2 protein-coding genes are annotated in these 1,173 nt (G+C 68.0%); both read right to left on the reverse strand.

Translation table 11 applies throughout. The annotated features are described in order from the left end of the window. The coding region (locus KUM49_RS37045) for an IS630 family transposase (protein WP_217241367.1) at nucleotides 1-560 on the reverse strand (560 nt) is incomplete at its 3' end. Beyond that, entirely contained in the window at nucleotides 491-1,093 is a 603-nt protein-coding gene (locus tag KUM49_RS37050; protein WP_217241366.1) for a helix-turn-helix domain-containing protein, read from the reverse strand. The genes KUM49_RS37050 and KUM49_RS37045, both read right to left, overlap by 70 nt. Nucleotides 1,094-1,173 lie beyond the last annotated feature (80 nt).

The raw sequence follows: 1,173 nt of genomic DNA on the forward strand, positions 1-1,173 counted from the left end.
CGTGTGGGCGGTGCTGGTCTGCCCCAGATCCAGGGTCGGGCGCGGGCGTTGAGCTGGGCTGTGGCCACTTCGGTGGCGTGGGTGATGTGGTCGCGGTCGCCGAAGGAGCGTCCGGCCAGGGCGGTCTTGCGGAAGATGCGCCACCAGCCCTCTTGGAGGTTGAGCCAGCAGGCGCCGACCGGGATGAACACGTGCCTGATGCGGGGGTGGTCCTCGAGCCAGGTTCGGGTGGACACGCTGTTGTGCGAGGACAGATTGTCGGTGATCACATAGATGTCCCCGACGGGGTTGGCGTCCTCGACCAGCTGAAGGAACTGCTGGTAGAAGGCGCTGTTGCGGGAGGTGGCGGTCATCGTGAGCTCCTGGCCGTCGCGGACGCGTAAGGCGCCGTAGACCCAGGTTTTCTCCGGTCCGCGGGAGTAGTCGATCTCGTTCTTGATGCGGTGTCCGTCAGGTGACCAGCCCGGTGCCGGCGGGAAGGTGCGTGGGATCACCGGGCCGAGCTCGTCGGCGCAGACGACCGTCGCGCCGGCGGGCGGGCTGGTGTAGAGCTCGACGATCCGCGTCCTTTTCCCTCGAAGTCTGCATCTCTGGGGCGCGTCCACGAGCGTGTGCGCCGCCAGCGCACGCCCTCGGCCAGAAGGATGCGGCGCACCTGGGAGCGGCTTACCTCGATTCCCAGGTCCCGGGCCGCGGCAGCCAGTGCGTCCAAGGTCCATTCCGAGGGTCCCGACTCGTCCGCGGCCCACATCTCGTTCGACGGCTGCACCTCAAGCCGACCGGGCGGGGTCTGCTTGACCATCGCGATGATCCGGGAGCGTTCGGCCTCGGTGATCCTTTGCTTGCGGCCCTGCCCGCCCAGATCCTCCAGGCCCTCAAGCCCCAAGCGGTTGAACCGGTGCAGCCAGCGGCGCACCGTCTTCTGACTGCACCTCAGCTCGTCGGCGATCTGCGGGACCAGCCAGCCGTCCCAGCTCAGCTCCACCATCCGGCACCGCTCCACCAGAACCTTCGGCGCCTTCCTGGCAGCCGCCAGGCGGTGGACCACCGCTTGCTCGCCCTCGTCACGGCCCGGCCGTACCCGTAACACCATCGTCCAGCACCCGCCCCCGAGTACCCGCAACCACCCCGCTACCAGTAGCTATACCCACCGAAAGCGGAATTCAGCACTAG

Source organism: Streptomyces sp. AC555_RSS877 (assembly GCF_019049245.1).
Taxonomy (GTDB): domain Bacteria; phylum Actinomycetota; class Actinomycetes; order Streptomycetales; family Streptomycetaceae; genus Streptomyces.